We start from the raw sequence: 12,977 nt of genomic DNA on the forward strand, positions 1-12,977 counted from the left end.
CCTTTCGCCTTATCAGGCCGCTTCGGCCGCCATCTTCTCGGCCTTGGCCACCGCCTCGTCGATATCGCCGACCATGTAGAAGGCGGCCTCGGGCAGGTGGTCGTATTCGCCGGCGACCACGGCCTTGAAGGACGCGATGGTCTTTTCGAGCGGCACCTGCACGCCGTCCGAGCCGGTGAACACCTTGGCCACGTCGAAGGGCTGCGAGAGGAAGCGCTGGATCTTCCGGGCGCGGGCCACGGTCAGCTTGTCCTCTTCCGACAGTTCGTCCATGCCGAGGATCGCGATGATGTCCTGCAGCGACTTGTAGCGTTGCAGGATCCCCTGCACGTCGCGCGCCACCTGATAGTGTTCTTCGCCGATGATCAGCGGATCCATCAGGCGCGAGGTCGAGTCGAGCGGGTCCACGGCCGGGTAGATGCCGAGTTCCGAGATCGCACGGTTGAGAACCGTGGTGGCATCAAGGTGGGCAAAGGTCGTGGCGGGCGCCGGGTCGGTCAGGTCGTCCGCGGGCACGTACACGGCCTGGATCGAGGTGATCGAACCGTTCTTGGTCGACGTGATGCGTTCCTGCATCGCGCCCATGTCGGTCGCCAGCGTCGGCTGATAGCCCACCGCCGAGGGGATCCGGCCAAGAAGGGCCGACATCTCCGAGCCCGCCTGAGTGAAGCGGAAGATGTTGTCGACGAAGAACAGAACGTCGGCGCCGGTGGCATCGCGGAACTGCTCGGCCAGGGTCAGGCCGGTCAGAGCGATACGGGCCCGGGCGCCCGGCGGTTCGTTCATCTGGCCGTAGACCAGAGCGATCTTCGAGTCGGTCAGGTTGTCGGGTGTCAGAACGCCCGACTCGATCATCTCGTGATAGAGGTCGTTGCCCTCGCGGGTGCGCTCGCCCACACCGGCGAACACGGACAGCCCCGAGTGCACCTTGGCGATGTTGTTGATCAGCTCCTGGATCAGAACCGTCTTGCCAACGCCGGCCCCGCCGAAGAGGCCCACCTTGCCGCCCTTGGCATAGGGGGCCAGCAGGTCGATGACCTTGATGCCGGTGACGAGGATTTCGGACGACGTCGCCTGGTCCGAAAAATCGGGCGCAGGCTGGTGGATCGCGCGGGTCTCGTTCGCCTCGATCGGACCCTTCTCGTCGATCGGGTCGCCGATCACGTTCAGGATCCGGCCGAGGGTCGCATCGCCCACCGGCACCGAGATCGGGCCGCCGGTATCGGTGACCTTCTGGCCGCGCACCAGCCCCTCGGTCGCGTCCATCGCGATCGCGCGCACCGTGCTTTCGCCGAGGTGCTGGGCGACCTCGAGCACCAGCCGCTTGCCGTTGTTGTCGGTTTCGAGCGCGTTCAGGATTTCGGGCAGGTGATCCTCGAACTGCACGTCGACGACGGCGCCGATCACCTGGGTCACTTTGCCTACAGCTTGTGCCATCTGGTTTCTCCGGTTCCTCTAGAGCGCCTCGGCGCCCGAAATGATTTCGATCAGTTCCTTGGTGATCGCGGCCTGACGCGAGCGGTTGTACTCGAGGTTCAGCTTGTCGATCATGTCGCCGGCATTGCGCGTGGCGTTGTCCATGGCGGACATCCGCGCGCCCTGTTCCGAGGCGCCGTTTTCCAGCAGCGCGGCAAAGATCTGCGTGGCGACGTTGCGCGGCAGCAACTCGGCCATGATCTCGCCCTCGGTCGGCTCGTAGGTGTAGACGGTCGCGCTCTCCTCGGGCTCGTCGAACACCGCGGGGATGATCTGCTGCTCGGTCGGTTCCTGGCTGATCACCGACTTGAACGTGTTGAAGAAGATCGTCGCGACGTCGAACTCGCCGGCGTCGAAGCGGCCGATGACGTCCTGCGCGATCTCGCGCGCGTTCGCATAGCCGATGCGCTTGACCTCGCTGAGGTCGACATGGCCGACGAACATGTCGCCGAAATCGCGCTTGAGCTGTTCGCGACCCTTGCGGCCCACGGTCAGGATCTTGACCGTCTTGCCGGCACCGATCAGCTGGTTCGCCCGCGCCCGGGCGAGTTTCGCGATCGACGCGTTGAACCCGCCGCACAGACCGCGCTCGGCGGTCATGACCACGAGAAGATGCACGTCCTCGCGGCCGGTGCCGACCAGCAGCCTGGGCGCGTTGGCGGCGCCGGTGGCCGAGGCGGCCAGCCCGTTCATCACCTTGCGCATCTGCGCGGCATAGGGGCGCGCGTTTTCGGCGGCCTCCTGGGCGCGGCGGAGCTTGGCCGCCGCGACCATCTGCATGGCCTTCGTGATCTTTCGCGTCGACTTGACGCTGTCGATCCGGTTCTTGAGGTCCTTGAGGCTCGGCATCTATCCCGCCCCGCTCACGCGAAGGTCTTGGCGAATTCGTCGAGGACGGCCGTGATCTTCTCCTGCAACTCGCCCTTCACCTTGCGGTCGTTGTTGGTGATGTCGTCGAGCAGGTCCTGGTGCTTGTTGCGCAGGTAGTTCAGCAGGTCGGCCTCGTAGCGGGTCACGTCCTTGGCGTCGATCTTGTCGAGATAGCCGTTGGTGCCGGCGAAGATCACGCAGACGATTTCCGCATTGGTCAGCGGCGAATACTGCGGCTGTTTCATCAGCTCGGTCAGGCGCGCGCCGCGGTTCAGCAGGCGCTGGGTCGAGGCGTCGAGGTCAGAGCCGAACTGCGCGAAGGCCGCCATCTCGCGGTACTGCGCAAGCTCCAGCTTGATCTTGCCGGCGACCGACTTCATCGCGTCGGTCTGGGCCGACGAGCCCACGCGCGAGACCGACAGGCCGGTGTTCACCGCGGGGCGGATGCCCTGGTAGAACAGGTCGGTTTCGAGGAAGATCTGGCCGTCGGTGATCGAGATCACGTTGGTCGGGATGAAGGCCGAGACGTCGCCGGCCTGGGTCTCGATGATCGGCAGGGCGGTCAGGGAGCCGGCGCCGAAATCCTCGTTCATCTTGGCCGAGCGTTCCAGCAGGCGGGAGTGCAGGTAGAACACGTCGCCCGGGTAGGCCTCGCGCCCCGGCGGACGGCGCAGCAGCAGCGACATCTGGCGGTAGGAGACGGCCTGTTTCGAGAGGTCGTCGTAGACCATCAGCGCGTGGCGGCCGTTGTCGCGGAAATACTCGCCCATCGCGGTCGCGGCGTAGGGGGCGAGATACTGCATCGGCGCGGGGTCCGACGCGGTCGCGGCGACGACGATCGAGTAGGCCATCGCGCCGGTCTCTTCCAGCTTCTTGACCAGCTGGGCGACGGTGGACCGCTTCTGGCCGACGGCGACATAGACGCAGTAGAGCTTCTTGCCCTCGTCGTCGCCCGCGGCCTCGTTATAGACCTTCTGGTTCAGGATCGTGTCGAGCGCCACCGCGGTCTTGCCGGTCTGGCGGTCGCCGATGATGAGCTCCCGCTGGCCGCGGCCGATCGGGATCATCGCGTCGACCGATTTCAGGCCGGTGGCCATCGGCTCGTGCACCGATTTACGCGGGATGATGCCCGGCGCCTTGACGTCGGCCACGCGCCGCTCGGCGGCCTCGATCGGACCCTTGTTGTCGATCGGGTTGCCCAGCGCATCGACCACGCGGCCCAGCAGCGCGTCGCCCACAGGCACGTCCACGATCGAGTTGGTGCGCTTGACGGTGTCGCCTTCCTTGATGTCCCGGTCCGAGCCGAAGATCACGATACCGACATTGTCGGCCTCAAGGTTGAGCGCCATGCCGCGGATACCGCCGGGGAATTCCACCATCTCGCCGGCCTGGCAGTTGTCGAGACCGTGAACACGGGCAATGCCGTCGCCGACCGACAGCACGCGGCCTACCTCTGCGACTTCGGCCTCCTGGCCGAAGTTCTTGATCTGCTCCTTGAGGATCGCAGAGATCTCAGCTGCTTGGATACCCATTTATCCGACCTCTTTCATGGTGTTCTGGAGTGCATTGAGCCGCGTGCGGACCGAGGTGTCGATCATCTTCGAGCCCAGTTTGACGACGAGCCCGCCGATGAGACCTTCATCGACGGAGACATTGATCTTGACGTCCTTGCCGGCATTGGCCTTGAGCGCCTCGGCGAGCCGGGCCTTCTGCGCGTCGGAAAGCGGCTTGGCGGAGACCACCTCGGCGCTGACCTCGCCCTTCTCGCGGGCGATCAGGTCGCGCAGCTGCACGACCAGTTGCGGCAGCGCGAACAGGCGGCGCTTGGAGGCCATCAGCCGCATCGTGTTCGCCGTCATCTCGCCCAGCCCCATCTTCGGCGCAAGCGCCGCGACGGCGGCGGACTGCGCCTCGCGTGAATAGACGGGCGAGGAGATCAGGTCGCGGAAATCCGCACTTTCGGCCAGCGCGGCCTCGACCATGTCGATATCGGCCTCCAGGGCCGCGAGGGCGTTGGCTTCCTTGGCGATCTCGAACAGAGCGGTGGCGTATCGCGCGGCGATGCCGGACGAAATCGAGGCTGGTTCGGACACGTCAACCCTTCCGATGTCTGTGGCCCCGGGCACGCCGCGGTAACGGGTCGGGGCAGATCAAGCGGCGCACCCGGACGGGCACGCTCCGAAATCGGCGTGGGTGTAGCAGAGCACGGGGCCCCTCGCAACCGCCTAGACGGGCATATCTTGCCCGGGTGCGACGGTCGCGCCGGGGGCGGGGATTGGCAAGCGAAATCGGGGCGCGGCGCCGCACCGGGAGCAACATGCCGCAGGGCGGCGAAAGCCCTTGATCGCTGGGCTCAGGCGGGTTCGGCGCCGGGCCGCGGCAACCCTTCGAGCACCCGCAACGGGCGCGGAAGCTCGTCCCGCACGGACAAGCCCGTCGGGCGGTAGACCCGCTTGGTTGCCTCCACCATCAGCACGCCGCCCGCGTAATAGGCAGAGATGCGACGCCCCGCATTTTCCCACATCGGCGCGGTCTTGAGCCAGAATCGCCGCGCCGTGGGCGGGGAAAACAAGGCGGCGCGGTGGGTCTGCGGCTCGAAGGCATGGCGGCGCAGCTGCGCTTCGAGCTGGCCGTTGGAATAGGGCCGGCCAAAGCCGAACGGCGTGCCGTCGCGGCGCGCCCAGAGCCCGGAGCGGTTCGGCACGATGAACAGCGCCCGTCCGCCGGGGCCGAGGACGCGCGACGCCTCTTCCAGCACGGCGGCCGGGTTCTCGCTGGTCTCCAGCCCGTGGAGCAGAACCAGCTTGTCGACGAAGCCGTCGGGCAGCGGCCAGGCGGTTTCCTCCGACAGCACCGAGATGTTGGGCTCGCCGGCCGGCCAGGGCATCACCCCCTGCTGGCCCGGCATCAGCGCGATCACCCGGCGCGAGTCGGCCAGGAACGGCCGCAAGAGCGGCACCGCGAAGCCGAAGCCCACCACGTTCTGCCCGCGCGCCTCGGGCCAGAGGTCCAGCACCTGGTCACGGATTGCCCGCTGCGCGACGCGCCCCAGATTGGTGCGGTAGTAGAAGTTCCTCAGGTCCAGGACGTCGAGGTGCATTGCGTCGGGCGCTGCCTCCGGGCCAGGGTGTCGGGGATAAAGATAGCCATGCGGAGCGAGATTGCCATGCCCCTCGAGATCGTCACCGTGCCGTGCCTCAGCGACAATTACGCCTACCTTCTGCATGACGCGGACAGCGGCGCGACGGCGGTGGTTGATGCGCCCGAGGCGGAGCCGGTCGAGGCCGCGCTGGCCGCGCGCGGCTGGCGGCTGACCGACATCCTGATCACCCATCACCATCATGACCATATCGGCGGCGTCGAGGCGCTGCGCGACGCGCACGGCGCCCGCGTCGTGGGGGCGGCGGCCGATGCCCACCGCCTGCCCCCGCTGGACCTGGCGGTCGCCGAGGGCGACAGCGTGGCGGTGGGCGGCGAGACGGGCCGCGTGCTCGACGTCTCGGGCCACACGGTCGGGCACATCGCCTATCACTTTCCTGGCACCGGCGCGGTGTTCACCGCCGACAGCCTGATGGCGCTGGGCTGCGGGCGGGTGTTCGAGGGCACGCCGGAGATGATGTGGCAAAGCCTGTCCAGGCTCGCGGCCCTGCCCGCCGACACGCTGGTCTATTCGGGCCACGAATACACCGCGAAGAACGCCGAATTCGCCCTGACCGTCGAGCCGGACAACCCCGCACTGAACGCCCGCGCCGAGGAGATCGGGCGGCTGCGCGCCGAGGGCACGCCCACCGTGCCGGCGCGGCTGTCCGAGGAGATAGAGACGAATCCGTTCCTGCGCGCGGACCGGCCCGAGGTCAAGGCGGCCGTCGGCCTCGCCGATGCGTCCGACGCGGAGGTCTTCGCCGAGATCCGGGCGCGGAAGGACCGCTTCTGAGCGAAGGGCGAGCGCCGAAAAACAGGGCGTTTGCGTGACGGCGGCCAAGATTTGAACAGAAAAAACTTGAAGCGTCGTCACAAACACCAAAACTTAATCCCGAGAGGCCACGGTCAGGACAGGGCGAAGCCCCGTCGGCCACAGGAAGAAAGGAGCACGTCTCGTGCCTTCGTTTTCGAACACACTCGAGCAAGCCATCCACGCCGCGCTCGCGCTGGCCAACGCCCGACGGCACGAGCTTGCCACGCTTGAACATCTGTTGCTGGCCCTGATCGACGAGCCCGACGCGGCCAAGGTGATGCAGGCCTGCTCGGTCGACCTCGAGGAGCTTCGCAAGACCCTGTCGGAATTCATCGAGGACGAGTTGTCGACCCTGGTGACCGACATCGAGGGCTCCGAGGCGGTGCCGACCGCCGCGTTCCAGCGCGTGATCCAGCGCGCCGCGATCCACGTGCAGTCCTCGGGCCGGACCGAGGTGACGGGGGCCAACGTGCTGGTCGCGATCTTCGCCGAACGGGAATCGAACGCGGCCTATTTCCTGCAGGAACAGGACATGACGCGCTACGACGCGGTGAACTTCATCGCCCATGGCGTCGCCAAGGACCCCTCCTTCGGGGAGCATCGCCCGATCACCGGCGCCAGCGAGTTCGAGGAGGAGGCGCAATCCCCGGGCCAAGGCGAGTCGGGCGAGGCGCGGGAATCCGCGCTGGCCAAGTACTGCGTCGACCTCAACGCCAAGTCGCGCAAGGGCGACGTCGACCCGCTGATCGGCCGCGAGCACGAGGTGGAGCGCTGCATCCAGGTGCTGTGCCGCCGCCGCAAGAACAACCCGCTGCTGGTCGGCGACCCGGGCGTGGGCAAGACCGCCATCGCAGAGGGTCTCGCGCGCAAGATCGTCTCGGGCGAAACCCCCGAGGTGCTGTCGAACGCGACCATCTTCGCGCTCGACATGGGCGCGCTGCTGGCCGGGACGCGCTATCGCGGCGATTTCGAGGAGCGGCTGAAGGCTGTCGTCTCGGAACTGGAAGAGCACCCCGACGCGATCCTCTTCATCGACGAGATCCACACGGTGATCGGCGCGGGCGCCACGTCGGGCGGCGCGATGGACGCCTCCAACCTGCTGAAACCCGCGCTGCAGGGCGGCAAGCTGCGCTGCATGGGCTCCACCACCTACAAGGAGTTCCGCCAGCATTTCGAGAAGGACCGCGCGCTCAGCCGCCGGTTCCAGAAGATCGACGTGACCGAGCCCTCGGTCGATGATGCTGTGAAGATCCTCAAGGGTCTCAAGCCCTATTTCGAGCAGCATCACGAGATCAAGTATACCTCGGACGCGATCAAGACGGCGGTGGAACTGTCCGCGCGTTACATCCACGACCGCAAGCTGCCCGACAAGGCCATCGACGTGATCGACGAGGCCGGCGCGGCGCAGCACCTGGTCGCGGAATCCAAGCGGCGCAAGACCATCGGCACCAAGGAGATCGAGGCGGTCGTCGCCAAGATCGCCCGGATCCCTCCGAAGAACGTCAGCAAGGACGACGCCAAGGTACTCAAGGACCTGGAAGGCACGCTCAAGCGCGTGGTCTTCGGCCAGGACAAGGCCATCGAGGCGCTCTCGGCCTCGATCAAGCTGGCCCGCGCGGGCCTGCGCGAACCCGAGAAGCCCATCGGCAACTACCTGTTCGCCGGTCCCACGGGCGTCGGCAAGACCGAGGTCGCCAAGCAGCTGGCCAGCACGCTGGGCGTCGAACTGCTGCGCTTCGACATGTCGGAATACATGGAGAAGCACGCGGTCTCGCGCCTGATCGGCGCGCCCCCGGGCTATGTCGGCTTCGACCAGGGGGGCCTCCTGACCGACGGGGTCGACCAGAACCCGCATTGCGTGCTGCTGCTCGACGAAATCGAGAAGGCGCACCCGGACGTGTTCAACATCCTGCTGCAGGTGATGGATCACGGCAAGCTGACCGACCACAACGGTCGGCAGGTGGATTTCCGCAACGTGGTGCTGATCATGACCTCGAACGCCGGCGCCACCGAACAGGCCAAGGCCGCCATCGGCTTCGGCCGCGACCGGCGCGAGGGCGAGGATACCGCCGCCATCGAGCGGACCTTCACACCCGAGTTCCGCAACCGTCTGGACGCGGTCATCAGCTTCCAGCCGCTGCCGAAATCCGTCATCCTGCAGGTCGTCGAGAAGTTCGTCCTGCAACTCGAGGCGCAGCTTCTGGACCGCAACGTCACCATCGAGCTCACCAAGCCGGCGGCGGAATGGCTGGCCGAGAAGGGCTACGACGACAAGATGGGCGCGCGCCCGCTGGGCCGCGTGATCCAGGAGACGATCAAGAAGCCGCTGGCCGAGGAGTTGCTGTTCGGCAAGCTCGCCAAGGGCGGTGTCGTGAAGGTCGGCATCAAGGATGGCGAGATCGACCTGCAGGTCGACGAGCCCGAGAAGCGCCGGCTCGACTCGAAGAAGCCGCCGCTGCTCACCGCCGAGTGATCTTCCGCGCCCTCCAGGCGCTCGCTCTGTCCCTCGCGGCTCCGCCAGCCGCGGGGGACATTCTTTTGGCGCTGCCGATCGACTGCTGGCCCGGCTATGACTGCAACCTCGCCGCCCATGTCGACCGCGATCCCGGCCCCGGGGCGGCCGACTACACCTGCGGCCCCCTCAGCCGCGACGGTCTCGTGCGGACGGAGTTCGCGGCCCCGCCCGGCACGGCAATCCTCGCCCCCGCCCCCGGCAGCGTCATCGCGACACGCGACGGGCGGCCGGACGGCCCGAACGCGGCCCCCGCGCGCCCCGGAGATTGCGGAAACGGCGTGATCCTCGACCACGGCGCCGGCTGGCAGACGCGCTACTGCCACCTCGCCCCCGGCAGCGTCGCGGTGCCTGTGGGCCGGCGCGTCGCGCGGGGCACGCGGCTGGGGCGCGTCGGCACCAGCGGCGCGGCGGCGCGTCCCATGCTGGGCTTCGAGCTGCGCCACCGCGGCCGCGCCGTGGACCCCTTCGCCCCGGACGATCCCGTCATCTGCGACGCGCCGCGCGGGCGCACGCTCTGGCAGGATCCGCCCCCCTATCCGCGCCCGGGCGGCGCGTTCTAGCGCTCCGTCAGCTTGAGTTCGATCCGGCGGTTCTGCGCGCGCGCCTCGGCGCTGTCGCCCTCTGCCACGGGCTGGAACTCGCCGAACCCCGCCGCCGCGAGGCGTCCGGGCGGAAAGCCCAGGTCGTCGACCATGTAGCGCACGACCGACAGCGCGCGGGCCTGGCTGAGTTCCCAGTTGTCGGCGAATTCCGCCCCCTCGGCCAGCGGCACATCGTCGGTATGGCCGTCGACGCGCAGGATCCAGTCGATGTCCCTTGGAATCTGGTCCGCCACGTCGCGCAGGATCGCGACGACATTGGCGATCTGGGCGCGCCCGTCGGGCGACAGCGTCGCCTCGGCGGGGCGGAACAGCACCTCGGAGGAGAAGACGAAACGATCGCCCACGATCCGCACGCCCTCGCGCCCCGCCAGCAGGCGCCGCAACTGGCCGAAGAATTCCGAGCGATAGTTCTCGAGGTTCTTCTTCTCCTCTTCGAGCCGGCGCGCCTCTTCCTCCAGCCGCCGGCGCTCGGCCTCCTCCAGCTCGGCGCGCCGGCGTTCCTCGGCCGCCGCCCGGGCCAGCGCGGCGTTGAGCCGTGTACCAAGCGAGTCGATCTGCACCTGGGCCGCGGCCTCGCGCTCCTCGGCGTCGTCCAGAAGCGCCTGAAGGCTGCCCAGGTCACGGCGCAGCGCGGCGACCTGCCGGTTCAGCAGGGCGACACGGCGCTGGCTCTCGGCGGAGGCGGCCTCCTCCTCGGCAAGCAGGCGGTTGGCCTGGTCCAGCAGCGCGGAGCGGCGCTCGGCCTCGCTCAACCGCCGTACCGCCAGCGCCTCGGCCTCGGCCTCGGCCGCGCGGGCCGCTTCCGCCGCGGCCTCGGCGGCCTGCCGTTCGGCCTGCGCCTCGTCGCGCGCGCGATCCGCCGCGGCCAGCAGGGTCAGCGTCTCTTCCGCCCGGCGCCGTTCGTCCTCCAGCGCGAGCGTCATCGCCGTCAATTCGTCATCCGCGCCGGCCAGCCGCTCCCGGAGGGCCTGGGCTGCGGCCGCCTCGGCCAGGCGCGCGGCCTCTTCCTCGGACAGGGCCTCTTCCAGCGCCGTGACCTTGCCCGCCAGCGCGGCGCGCGCCTCGTCGCTTTCGGCGGCCTCCGCGCGCAACTCGGCGATCAGCGCCTCCAGCGCCTCGCGCCGGGCCGCCGCCAGCCGCGCGGCCTCGGCCTGGGCGTCCACCTCCGACCGTGTCGCTGCCAACGCCTGCGAGAGCCGGTCGCGTTCCGCCGCCAGTTCGGTGCGCCGCGCCTCCAGGGCCGCGACCTCCTCGGCGAGCGTCGCACCCCGGTCGCGCGCGGTGTCGCGCTGCGCCACCAACTCGGCCACCCGCACCTCGAACTCCGTGATCGAGGCGCGCGCAGACTCGAGATCGGCCTCCTGCGCCGCGACACGGCCGCGAAGCGACTCGATCAGCGCGGCGCGTTCCTCGGCCTCGGCGCGGGCCGCGCCGAGCGCCGAGCCGAGTTCGCCCACCTCCGCCTCCAGGTCCGCCGTCCGCCGCCGTTCCATGCCCAGCGCATCGGCCAGCGCCGTGACTTCGGCGTTCAGTTGCGAGAGTTCGCTTTCCTGCCCGGTGATCGTCTCGCGCAGCATCTCCTGCACGATCATGAAGATCGACAGGACGAACATCAGCACCAGCAAGAGCGCCGTCATCGCGTCGACGAAACCCGGCCAGATCGACGCCTGGAACCGTTGCCCGCTGCGCCGCGTCAGGGCCACCGCGTCAACTCCACCGCTCGCCCTCGGGCGACAGCTTCGACAGCGCCCGGCCCAGCGCCGCGAGATCGCCACGCAGGTCGGTCACGGTTTCCTGCCGTCCGGCGGAGATTTCCTCGAGGATGCGCAGCAACTGCACGTCGATCGAGCGCAGCCGCATGCGCGCCTCGGCATCGGCCATCGCGCCCTCCTCGCCCATCCGCGACTCGATGGCCGCCGCCGCGCGTTCCTGGCCCTCCGCGACCCGGTTCAGCGCGGCGGTCACGGCCTCGCTCTGGCCGAGCTGGCCCTCGAGCGCGCGGCCCAGCGTCTCGACCGCGTTGGCCAGATCGCCGACCCGCCCCTCCAGCGCCTGCCGTCCATCGTCGGCACGGGAAAACAGCGCGTGCAGCCCCTCCATCTGCTCGGCCAACTGGTCGAGCGTGGCCGCCAGCAGCCCCGTCTCGACCCCCGCCTCGGACTCGCCGTCGCCGGAGGTGAAGCCGAGCCGGGTGATCGAGGACAGCCATTCCTCGAGCTCGCGGTAAAAGCGGTTCTGGCCGTGCCCCGCGAAAAGCTCCAGGAGTCCCACCACCAGCGAGCCCGCAAGCCCCAGGAGCGACGAGGCGAAGGCGGTGCCCATGCCGCCAAGCTGCGCCTCGAGCCCGGTCATCAGCCGGCCGAACACCTCGACCCCGCTTTCGCCTTGTTGCGGCGCGAGCGACTGGATCGTTTCGACCACCGCAGGCACGACCGTGGCAAGCCCGTAGAAAGTGCCCAGAAGGCCGAGGAAGATCAGCAGGTTGACGATGTAGCGCGTGATGTCGCGCGCCTCCTCGATGCGGGTCGCGACGGACTCGAGGATCGAGCGCGCCGAGGCCGCGCCGATCTGCATCCGCCGCCCGCGCCGCTTGCGCATGAGCGCGGCGAGCGGCGCAAGGAGCCGCGGCGCGCGGGTGACCTCGTGCCCCGGCGTGCCGGCGGCGAAATCCTCGATCCAGCGCACCGAGGCGATCAGCTGGACGACCTGAAGGAAGCAGGCCAGCACGCCGATCACGAAGACGAGGAAGATCGCGCCGTTGAGATAGGGGTTGGCGAGGAAGACCGGCGCGACCTGCGGATAGGCCAGATACGCCCCGGTCGAGAACAGCACGATCGAGGTGAGCATCAGCAGGATCTGGCGCAGCGGTCGGGAAAACTGCGGCTCGGCCTCGCGGTCGGTCATGTCCATGGGTGGGCCTACCCGTTGTGTTCGCCCCAAACTCTAGGGGATCATCCCCGGTCGAACAACAATCATTGCCCTTTCAGCGTCCGGACCCGCGCCGCCAGCCACGACAGGTCCGGGTCCTCGATCCCCAGCTCGATGAGGTGCTCGACGGTATTGAAAAGATATTCGTCGTTCGGCCCCATGCCGCCGGCCGCCCGCGCGATGATCTGCGCCTGATCCTCCAGCGGCAGGCCGCCGCAATACTGCACGTGGTCGGGATCGATCACATAGGCCAGAGAGGTCAGCCCGTCGCTTGCGTCCTCGAAGACCACGTCGAGCTCCGTCTCGAAATAGGCCGACGAGATCAGCTCGCGCTCGCGCAGATAGGCCAGCGTCGCCGCCTCGCTGCCGGGTTCGGCACGCAGCACCACGCCATGGCAGGCCGCCCCCGCCGCCGCGTCGAGCGCGAGCACGAGACCCGGCTCGGTCTCGGTGCCGCGGTGGTGGATCGAGCGCATGCAGAAGCTGCGGTGCCAGCCGTCGAGCCGCGCCAGCCGCCGCTCGGCGACCGGAAATCCCGGATTCCACAAAAGCGAGCCGTAGCCGAAGACCCAAAGTGCGTCGCGCATCCTGCTGGTCCTTGTCTCCCGACCCCTGTAAACCTCATTCGGGG

The 12,977-nt window shown here is 68.5% G+C and carries 11 protein-coding genes; 3 read left to right on the forward strand and 8 right to left on the reverse strand.

Features of this window, described 5'->3' with window-relative positions; genetic code table 11:
* Positions 1–12 precede the first annotated feature (12 nt).
* The 5 genes from atpD to BUR28_RS11155 form a co-directional block, all read right to left on the reverse strand.
* Positions 13–1,437 carry a F0F1 ATP synthase subunit beta gene (gene atpD, locus BUR28_RS11135; RefSeq protein ID WP_074220188.1) on the reverse strand — a complete coding sequence of 475 codons (1,425 nt, stop codon included), beginning with the start codon at positions 1,435–1,437 and terminating at the stop codon, positions 13–15.
* 18 nt (positions 1,438–1,455) lie between these two features.
* A complete protein-coding gene (locus BUR28_RS11140) occupies positions 1,456–2,325 on the reverse strand; it encodes a F0F1 ATP synthase subunit gamma (protein WP_074220189.1) in 870 nt (289 codons plus the stop codon).
* Positions 2,326–2,339: 14 nt separating this feature from the next.
* Positions 2,340–3,878 carry a F0F1 ATP synthase subunit alpha gene (gene atpA, locus BUR28_RS11145; protein WP_074220190.1) on the reverse strand — a complete coding sequence of 513 codons (1,539 nt, stop codon included), beginning with the start codon at positions 3,876–3,878 and terminating at the stop codon, positions 2,340–2,342.
* Positions 3,879–4,439, reverse strand: a complete 561-nt coding sequence (locus BUR28_RS11150) for a F0F1 ATP synthase subunit delta (protein WP_074220191.1) — start codon at positions 4,437–4,439, stop codon at positions 3,879–3,881.
* 260 nt (positions 4,440–4,699) lie between these two features.
* The gene (locus BUR28_RS11155) at positions 4,700–5,446 is read right to left on the reverse strand and encodes a class I SAM-dependent methyltransferase (RefSeq protein WP_074220192.1); all 747 of its coding nucleotides are present in this window, start codon (positions 5,444–5,446) and stop codon (positions 4,700–4,702) included.
* 66 nt (positions 5,447–5,512) lie between these two features.
* Here BUR28_RS11155 and gloB point away from each other — a divergent pair, with 66 nt between their 5' ends.
* From gloB to BUR28_RS11170, 3 genes are all read left to right on the forward strand, one after another.
* A complete protein-coding gene (gloB, locus tag BUR28_RS11160) occupies positions 5,513–6,280 on the forward strand; it encodes a hydroxyacylglutathione hydrolase (RefSeq protein WP_139307557.1) in 768 nt (255 codons plus the stop codon).
* Positions 6,281–6,443: 163 nt separating this feature from the next.
* Positions 6,444–8,774: an ATP-dependent Clp protease ATP-binding subunit ClpA gene (clpA, locus tag BUR28_RS11165; protein ID WP_074220193.1), complete on the forward strand. Its 2,331-nt coding sequence runs from the start codon at positions 6,444–6,446 to the stop codon at positions 8,772–8,774.
* Between the two features lie 65 nt (positions 8,775–8,839).
* On the forward strand, positions 8,840–9,376 hold the full coding sequence (locus BUR28_RS11170) for a M23 family metallopeptidase (RefSeq protein WP_175566939.1): 537 nt from the start codon (positions 8,840–8,842) through the stop codon (positions 9,374–9,376).
* Here the strand turns inward: BUR28_RS11170 and BUR28_RS11175 are convergent.
* The 3 genes from BUR28_RS11175 to BUR28_RS11185 form a co-directional block, all read right to left on the reverse strand.
* Positions 9,373–11,121: a peptidoglycan -binding protein gene (locus BUR28_RS11175; RefSeq protein WP_074220195.1), complete on the reverse strand. Its 1,749-nt coding sequence runs from the start codon at positions 11,119–11,121 to the stop codon at positions 9,373–9,375. The genes BUR28_RS11170 and BUR28_RS11175 overlap by 4 nt on opposite strands.
* Positions 11,122–11,125: 4 nt before the next feature.
* Positions 11,126–12,328, reverse strand: coding sequence for a biopolymer transporter ExbB (locus BUR28_RS11180; RefSeq protein ID WP_074220196.1), 1,203 nt, complete (start codon positions 12,326–12,328; stop codon positions 11,126–11,128).
* Between the two features lie 62 nt (positions 12,329–12,390).
* Positions 12,391–12,933 (reverse strand): gamma-glutamylcyclotransferase, encoded by a 543-nt coding sequence (locus BUR28_RS11185; protein WP_074220197.1) that lies wholly within the window; start codon positions 12,931–12,933, stop codon positions 12,391–12,393.
* Positions 12,934–12,977 lie beyond the last annotated feature (44 nt).

This window comes from Rhodovulum sp. ES.010, from assembly GCF_900142935.1.
Classification (GTDB): domain Bacteria; phylum Pseudomonadota; class Alphaproteobacteria; order Rhodobacterales; family Rhodobacteraceae; genus Rhodovulum.